Annotated in this window: 6 protein-coding genes; all 6 read right to left on the reverse strand. The window is 38.6% G+C overall.

Translation table 11 applies throughout. The features are described 5' to 3' along the window. Position 1: 1 nt before the first annotated feature. The 6 genes from ACFSBH_RS06425 to mbcS all read right to left on the reverse strand — a co-directional run bounded on the left by ACFSBH_RS06425 (position 2) and on the right by mbcS (position 6,967). Positions 2-859, reverse strand: a complete 858-nt coding sequence (locus tag ACFSBH_RS06425) for an ABC transporter ATP-binding protein (protein ID WP_251511970.1) — start codon at positions 857-859, stop codon at positions 2-4. Continuing rightward, positions 859-1,224 (reverse strand): GntR family transcriptional regulator, encoded by a 366-nt coding sequence (locus ACFSBH_RS06430; RefSeq protein WP_251511967.1) that lies wholly within the window; start codon positions 1,222-1,224, stop codon positions 859-861. The genes ACFSBH_RS06425 and ACFSBH_RS06430 overlap by 1 nt, the downstream gene beginning before the upstream one ends. A gap of 156 nt (positions 1,225-1,380) precedes the next feature. Continuing rightward, positions 1,381-2,247: a ComEC/Rec2 family competence protein gene (locus ACFSBH_RS06435; RefSeq protein WP_251511964.1), complete on the reverse strand. Its 867-nt coding sequence runs from the start codon at positions 2,245-2,247 to the stop codon at positions 1,381-1,383. A 551-nt stretch (positions 2,248-2,798) separates the two neighbouring features. Then, a complete protein-coding gene (locus ACFSBH_RS06440) occupies positions 2,799-4,937 on the reverse strand; it encodes an ATP-dependent Clp protease ATP-binding subunit (protein ID WP_251511961.1) in 2,139 nt (712 codons plus the stop codon). A 169-nt stretch (positions 4,938-5,106) separates the two neighbouring features. Further along, positions 5,107-5,283, reverse strand: coding sequence for a hypothetical protein (locus tag ACFSBH_RS06445; RefSeq protein ID WP_251511958.1), 177 nt, complete (start codon positions 5,281-5,283; stop codon positions 5,107-5,109). Positions 5,284-5,386: 103 nt separating this feature from the next. Then, positions 5,387-6,967, reverse strand: a complete 1,581-nt coding sequence (gene mbcS / locus ACFSBH_RS06450; RefSeq protein WP_251512031.1) for an acyl-CoA synthetase MbcS — start codon at positions 6,965-6,967, stop codon at positions 5,387-5,389. Positions 6,968-7,195 lie beyond the last annotated feature (228 nt).

The following is a 7,195-nucleotide window of genomic DNA, read 5'->3' on the forward strand; positions in this document are numbered from 1 at the left end:
TTTATGCCCCCCGCTTTCTTTCCGTCAAATGGATCATTAACTCCTGTATCGGCACACCTTCTACATCTAATCCATACTCTAATGCCTCTTCCTTCTCTCCGTAAACATAAGCATTCATCATTCCCGCCAATTGTTTTATCTCAAGTGTTTCTTTATTTTCAATATACGTCTTTACTGCATCCACAGGCCCTGAAACAGAAATAATGCTTTGCCTTAGAGAATCCGTCTCCTCCTGAAGAACGAGTTTCCCTTCCCGGATAATCAACACTTCCTCAAACAACAGACTGACTTCATCTATCAAATGCGTAGAAAAGATAATTGTTCGTTTTTCATTCTGAAACTCCTCAAGCAATATTTCATAGAATTTCTTACGTGAAGGTGCATCCAGACCAATATACGGTTCATCAAAAATAGTGATAGGTGCTTTACTAGCCAAACCGACCGAGATTCCAAGTGCAGATTCCATCCCTTTAGATAGTGTTTTTATTTTTGCATTCCTATCAAGTCCATATTCATCAATTAATTTATCCGCAAGTTCCTGATCCCAAGTGGGATAAAAATAGGAATAGATTTTTAATACGTGTTTGATTTTCAGATCCTTCTTGAAGTTATTCCCCTCTTTGATAAGGCAAATGGATTCAATCAACCGTTGATTATCAAACGGACGGACACCATCGATTAGAACCTCACCCTTCGTAGCCGTAATTTGTCCAGCTAATATTTCCATAAAAGTTGTTTTACCTGCACCATTTCTGCCCAATAAGCCATAAATTTTCGGTTCATTTAAGGTGAATGAAAGATTTGACAAGGCTTCTTTTTCCCCATATCGTTTCGTTAACTCTTTCACTTCAATTTTCATCAGCTATCCTCCCGTTGTAACATTTTCAATAATTCATCTTTATCGATATCCAGCTTCTGTGCGGCTTGCTTCAGTGGCCGGATATATTCCTCGTAAAAATTGGCTTGATGTTTCTCCAATAGTATATTCCGTGCATTCTCTGCAACGAACATTCCTACACCCCTTCTTTTATATAAAATTTCTTCTGCCACCAATTCATTTATTCCCTTCGCAGCAGTTGCCGGATTGATTTTATAATGTGCTGCTAATTCATTTGTTGAAGGCACCCTATCTCCTTCCTTCAATGTATTGCTAATAATTGAATCCTCAAGCATTTCTTTGATTTGGAGGAAGATCGGTTTGGTGTCGTCTAATTTAATTTTCATCTGCAACCTCCTGCGTTCATTGGTTAGTTACTTATGTAATTAACCATATAACTGAAACGAATTTTTGTCAATAGTTTTCTGAATATTTTTGTTTATATTTTTAGAATTCAAATGAAAAAGTAAAAAAAGCCAGCTGTCCGCTGACTTCTATTATTTCTATTTATTTAATCGCTCAATGAGCCTTTCCACCGGTTGCATATCTGGAACTACAATATAATCATTTCCATCCGTTTCCACGATAATATTGCCATAGGCTGCAGTAGAAAAAATTTGACTCTCCAGTTTTAATAAATTGTTGATGACGCGTTTTACAGGATGACCATAATCATTTACAACACTGTAGGTAATAATCGAAACTTCAGGGTTGGCCTGTTTCAAAAAATCTAGCGTGCTGCTGGAGCTTGATCCGTGATGGGCTACTTTTAAAACTTCTGATTCAATACTATATTTATCAGCAATCACCTTCTCCTGCTCAGCACCAACATCACTCATTAATAAGAAATCTATTGAATGATATGTCAGCTTTAAGACAATTGCCGATTCATTTGGATTCTCTGCATTCTTCTGAGCTGCATGAAGGACATGAAGCTCGACCTCTTCTTCTACAGAGATTTTCTCGTTCTCTTTCGCGATTTTGATTGGAATATCATCTTTAAAGAGTTGCAAACGATACTTTGCATACGTATTAGTTGGACGTATTTCTCCATTTTCCAATACTTTACTTACAGGGAAATGCTTCATTACTTCAATAAGTCCACCAATATGATCGAAATCCGGGTGGGTCGCTATCATCAAATCAATTGTTTTTATACCATGTTTTTTTAGATACTTTACAAGCCGCTTCCCCTCTTTCGGCTCTCCCCCATCAATTAAAATCGTCTTATCTTCAGGTGTTTCAATCAACATACTATCCCCCTGGCCAACGTCGATAAAGTGGACACGCATGGGAGAACTGGCTGAAGTATAGGTGACGTGCGGAATGACGATTAAAATGATTATGAGTAGCTGAATTAACTTCTTCATACGTTACACCCTTTGTTTGATGTATTTATGTACATGATTGATTATCATTTACCAACCGAAAATGATGAAGCAGGACTTATATAGGTCTTCATCGTACTGATGACCGACCGAGAAGGAAGTAGTTCGTTACATTCGGGCGGTTAGAGCACCAATGAGTGACTGAAGAGCAGGGAAATCATCACATTCGGGCGGTTAGAGCACCGATGAGTGACCGAAGAGCAGGGAATTCATCACATTCGGGCGGTTAGAGCCTAGATGAGTGACTGAAGAGCAGGGAAATCATCACATTCGGGCGGTTAGAGCACCGATGAGTGGCCGAAGAGCAGGGAATTCATCACATTCGGGCAGTTAGAGCACCGATGAGTGACCGAAGAGCAGGGAAATCATTACATTCGGGCGGTTAGAGCACCGATGAGTGACCAATGATGAAAGAACCCAATTCATTTAGGCAGTCAAAGCACGTTTTAGTTTCACTCTTTATATTTTGTACGAAAAAACTAAGCTTATGAACATAAAAAAAACCGTCTGCAATATTGCAGACGGTTTATGATTTAAACTTGTTTAACAACAATCTCTTCTTCTTCGACGTCTACTTGGACTTTCTCAACAGAGTCTGACTCAAGAATTAGATCTGTGAGCTGGTCCTCGATTTTATCTTGGATTACCCGGCGTAATGGTCTTGCACCAAAGCGCGGATCATATCCAAGGTCAACTAGTCGTTGTTTAGCAGCGTCTGTGATCATGATTTCAATATCATTTTCTTCGATAGCTTCTTGTAGTTCATTAAGCATCAAGTCTACGATAGTCAATAGATTTTCTTTTGATAACTCATTAAATTCTACAATGGCATCAAAGCGGTTTAAGAACTCTGGTTTGAAATAGTCACTTAAATTCTCTAGTGTTGAAACAGCATCATGGGTTTGACTGAAACCGACATTCACACGCTTCGTACCCGTTCCTGCGTTACTTGTCATAATGATGACAGACTCTTTAAAGCTTACTGTTCTTCCCTGTGAGTCGGTCAAATGACCGTCTTCCATAATTTGCAGGAACATGTTCTGTACATCAGGATGAGCTTTTTCAATTTCATCCAATAAGATGATGGAGTATGGGTTTCGGCGTATTTTCTCGGTTAATTGGCCAGCCTCTTCATGACCAACATATCCCGGAGGAGAACCAATAATTTTAGATACAGAATGTTTCTCCATATATTCACTCATATCGAGGCGTACATATGCATCACGTTTACCGAATAATTCTTCTGCAAGTACTTTAGTCAGTTCCGTTTTACCAACTCCAGTTGGACCGACGAATAAGAAAGAACCGATTGGTCGTTCTTTTGACTTCAATCCTGCACGGCTACGGCGGATTGCTTTTGCAACTTTATCAACGGCTTCATCTTGTCCAATAACTTTACCGCGTAAGTTTTCGGCTAAGTTCTTCATTTGTTTTTGTTCTTCAGCTTGCATTTTCGTTACTGGAATACCAGTTTTTTCTTCAACAATCAATTCAACATCATGAACAGAGACATCCGTCACTTTTTCACTGTCATCCGCTTTTTCCAATTGTTTTTGCAGTTGAATTTCTTGGTAACGAAGATTTGCTGCAAGTTCATAATCTTCACGTTCAGCAGCTTCCTGCTTTTCTTTCACAATCTCATCTAGTCGATTCTTAAGCGATGTTGAATCTTGTTGTGAATTCTTCAAGTTAAGGCGTGATCCTACCTCATCCATCAAGTCTATCGCCTTATCAGGCAAGAAGCGATCTTGGATATAACGATTTGATAATGTTACAAACGACTCAACCACTTCATCCGAATAGTTCACTTCATGGAATTGCTCGTAGCGATCTTTAATACCGTTTAAAATCTCAATTGTATGCTCAATTGTCGGCTCTTTCACAGTAATTGGTTGTAGACGGCGTTCCAATGCTGGGTCTTTTTCAATTTGTCGATATTCTTTTAAAGTCGTAGCACCGATCAATTGCAATTCACCACGTGCAAGTGCAGGTTTTAAAATATTTCCTGCATCCATCTGAGAACCTTCTGTAGATCCAGCACCGACAATTAAATGGATCTCATCAATGAATAGGATGACATCTTTTCTTTCCTGAAGCTCTGCGATCAGCTTTTTCATACGTTCCTCGAACTGACCTCGGATTCCTGTGTTAGCAACTAACGATGCTACATCCAGTAAATACACTTCTTTAGAAAGCAATTTTGATGGTACAGAACCTTCGACAATTTTAAGTGCCAATCCTTCTGCGATTGCAGTTTTACCTACACCAGGTTCCCCAATGAGTACTGGGTTATTTTTACTTCTTCTATTTAATGTTTCAATTACTCTTTTAATTTCTTGATCTCGTCCAATAATCGGATCGATTTCTCCTGCTCGAGCAGAATCTGTTAAGTTCTTTCCTAATTGGTCAAGCAATCCCTTGCCTTTGTTTGCACGTTGCTTCGTACGGGTTCCAGCTTGGCGGCCAGAGCCTCCTTGTTGGAAGAATTGATTATTTTCAAAAGGAGTTGATCCTTGATTAAAGTTAGAAAAGAAATCATTCGCATGATTCATCATATTATTTTGTATTTCATTTAAACAGGAGTTACAAAGATGCATTTCCATCCGCTGACCATTTACATGTACTGCTGCATTAATGGTCGCATTATTTTCACCACAATGTTGACATTTCATCTTACATTCCTCCTTGATATTTATTTATCAATTTGACTTTGACTATCTTTGACTTTAATTTTATTATACTCTGACTATCTTTGACTTTCAAGTCTTTTACCTAGATTTTTTAAATTATTTTAGGCAAATGCCGTGATAACGCAACAAAAAGCAGATGAATGCTTTACTTTCATCTGCTGATTTCGTTCCATACTTTATCGTCATTATCCCAAAATGCTACAGGGGCAACTTCCTCAATCTCTTTCTCTTTAGCTTCCTTTACTTCCGACGCGAAATTTAGGACTCTTACAGCTTCTTCCTCTGTCAACTCGTTTATCAACTGTTTGATACGGTCTTTTGAATCCATCATAATCCCTCACTTCAAGTTTTTCTATTATTAGGATACCCAAAGAATAAGATATAAAAACAAAAAAGCCGCTTATGTCTATCATACATAAGCGGCTTTTCCTTTATTTATTTTTCTGCAACTCACGCTGACGCAATTCGATTCTTCTAATTTTACCAGAAGTCGTTTTTGGTAAATGGTCTATAAATTCAATTTCTCTCGGATATTTATATGGTGCAGTTTGTTCTTTAACATGATCCTGCAACTGTTTAATCAAGTTAGGGTCATTTTTATCGACATTTTGTTTCAAGACGACAAATGCTTTGACTATACTGCCTCGTTCTTCATGTGGACTTGCTACAACTGCACATTCTTGAACGTATGGATGCTTAACGAGGGCGTCTTCCACTTCAAATGGCCCAATCGTGTAACCTGAGCTAATAATAATGTCGTCTCTACGGCCTTCAAACCAGAAGTAGCCATCCTCATCCTTGCGTGCTTGGTCCCCCGTAATATAATAGGAGCCACGGCGAGAGGCTTTCGTCCGCTCCTTATCCTTATAATATTCACGGAATAACGCAGGACTATCAAGTGGAAGAGCAATATCCCCAATTTCATTTACTGCAACTGGGTTCCCATCTTCATCGATAATTTCCACCGCATTGCCTGGAGTCGGTTTACCCATTGATCCTGGTTTCACTTCCATATCCTTTGTTATTCCAAGTAACAAGGTGTTTTCGGTTTGTCCGTAACCGTCTCGTACAGTAATATCGAAATACTTACGGAATATATTGATCACTTCCACGTTGAGCGGTTCACCTGCAGATACAGCACTTTTCAGGTTAGTGAGCTTATAATCTTCCAAATGCTCAACCTTGGCCATCAGGCGATATTCCGTTGGTGTACAACAAAGTGTATTAATCTCATGTTCGTCTAAGAGTTGTAAGTATTTTTCTGGATCAAATCTTCCACTATAAATAAAGCCTGTGGCACCCGACCCCAACACCGATAGAAATGGGCTCCAAATCCATTTTTGCCAACCTGGACCGGCTGTGGCCCAAACTAAATCGTCCTCTTCCACTCCAAGCCAATTTTCAGGAGCAGTTTTTAAGTGGGCATATCCCCAAGCGTGGGTATGGACGACCCCCTTTGGATTCCCCGTTGTGCCGGACGTATACGGTAAAAATGCAATATCATCTTTTGATGTATCGACCATTTCCAATTCTTCTGTAGCATATGATTTAGCCTCATCTAAAAATTCCCAGCCGTCTACTGCTTGTCCGACCACAAACTTTTTCAGCTGTTCGAAGTTTGATACTTTACTCACTTCTTCGGTAAATTCATGGAATGCCACAACTGCACTTACTTCTCCATGATTGATCCGATATTCCAAGTCATTAGCTTTTAACATCTCAGAGCTAGGTATAATAATGATCCCCGTTTTTAATGCAGCAAGATAAACTTCATAAGTTTCAATTAAGCGCGGCATGATGATGATGATTTTGTCACCTTTCTCTAGTCCGCTATTCAAGAATACATTCCCGACTTTATTTACGTTCCGTAATAATGCCTGATAAGTGATTTCTTTTTTGTTGTCATTTTCGTCCAACCAAATTAATGCCTTTTTATTTTTATCGTTGGCAAACTTCTCCACTTCCATCGCAATATTGTACTTCGTCGGTGCGATTAAATCCTCTCTCTTCATCATCCCTTCACCACTTTCTATTTATTTTCCCCATTATAACAAAAAATCAGAAATTATTACATAGTTTTTTAGTACCAAGTACTAGTATGAAGTAAGAAATAAAAAAAGAGTAGATTTCTCTACTCTCAGGCTGTCGAGAAACCCTCGACAGCCTATTTATTTCTTTTTATTTATCAAAATAATAAAACAACTCTATTGCCTAATTTGGTATAATATTAGTAATAAAAA

Origin of the sequence: Oceanobacillus luteolus, from assembly GCF_042678205.1 — a bacterium.
In the GTDB taxonomy this organism is placed as follows: Bacteria; Bacillota; Bacilli; order Bacillales; family Amphibacillaceae; genus Oceanobacillus; species Oceanobacillus luteolus.

What these genes read in the sequence shown, in the direction of transcription:
- ACFSBH_RS06435 (WP_251511964.1), bottom strand. Translation starts at nt 2,247, where the DNA reads ATGAAGAAGTTAATTCAGCTACTCATAATCATTTTAATCGTCATTCCG.
- ACFSBH_RS06445 (WP_251511958.1), bottom strand. Translation starts at nt 5,283, where the DNA reads ATGGATTCAAAAGACCGTATCAAACAGTTGATAAACGAGTTGACAGAG.
- ACFSBH_RS06425 (WP_251511970.1), bottom strand. Translation starts at nt 859, where the DNA reads ATGAAAATTGAAGTGAAAGAGTTAACGAAACGATATGGGGAAAAAGAA.
- ACFSBH_RS06430 (WP_251511967.1), bottom strand. Translation starts at nt 1,224, where the DNA reads ATGAAAATTAAATTAGACGACACCAAACCGATCTTCCTCCAAATCAAA.
- ACFSBH_RS06440 (WP_251511961.1), bottom strand. Translation starts at nt 4,937, where the DNA reads ATGAAATGTCAACATTGTGGTGAAAATAATGCGACCATTAATGCAGCA.
- mbcS (WP_251512031.1), bottom strand. Translation starts at nt 6,967, where the DNA reads ATGAAGAGAGAGGATTTAATCGCACCGACGAAGTACAATATTGCGATG.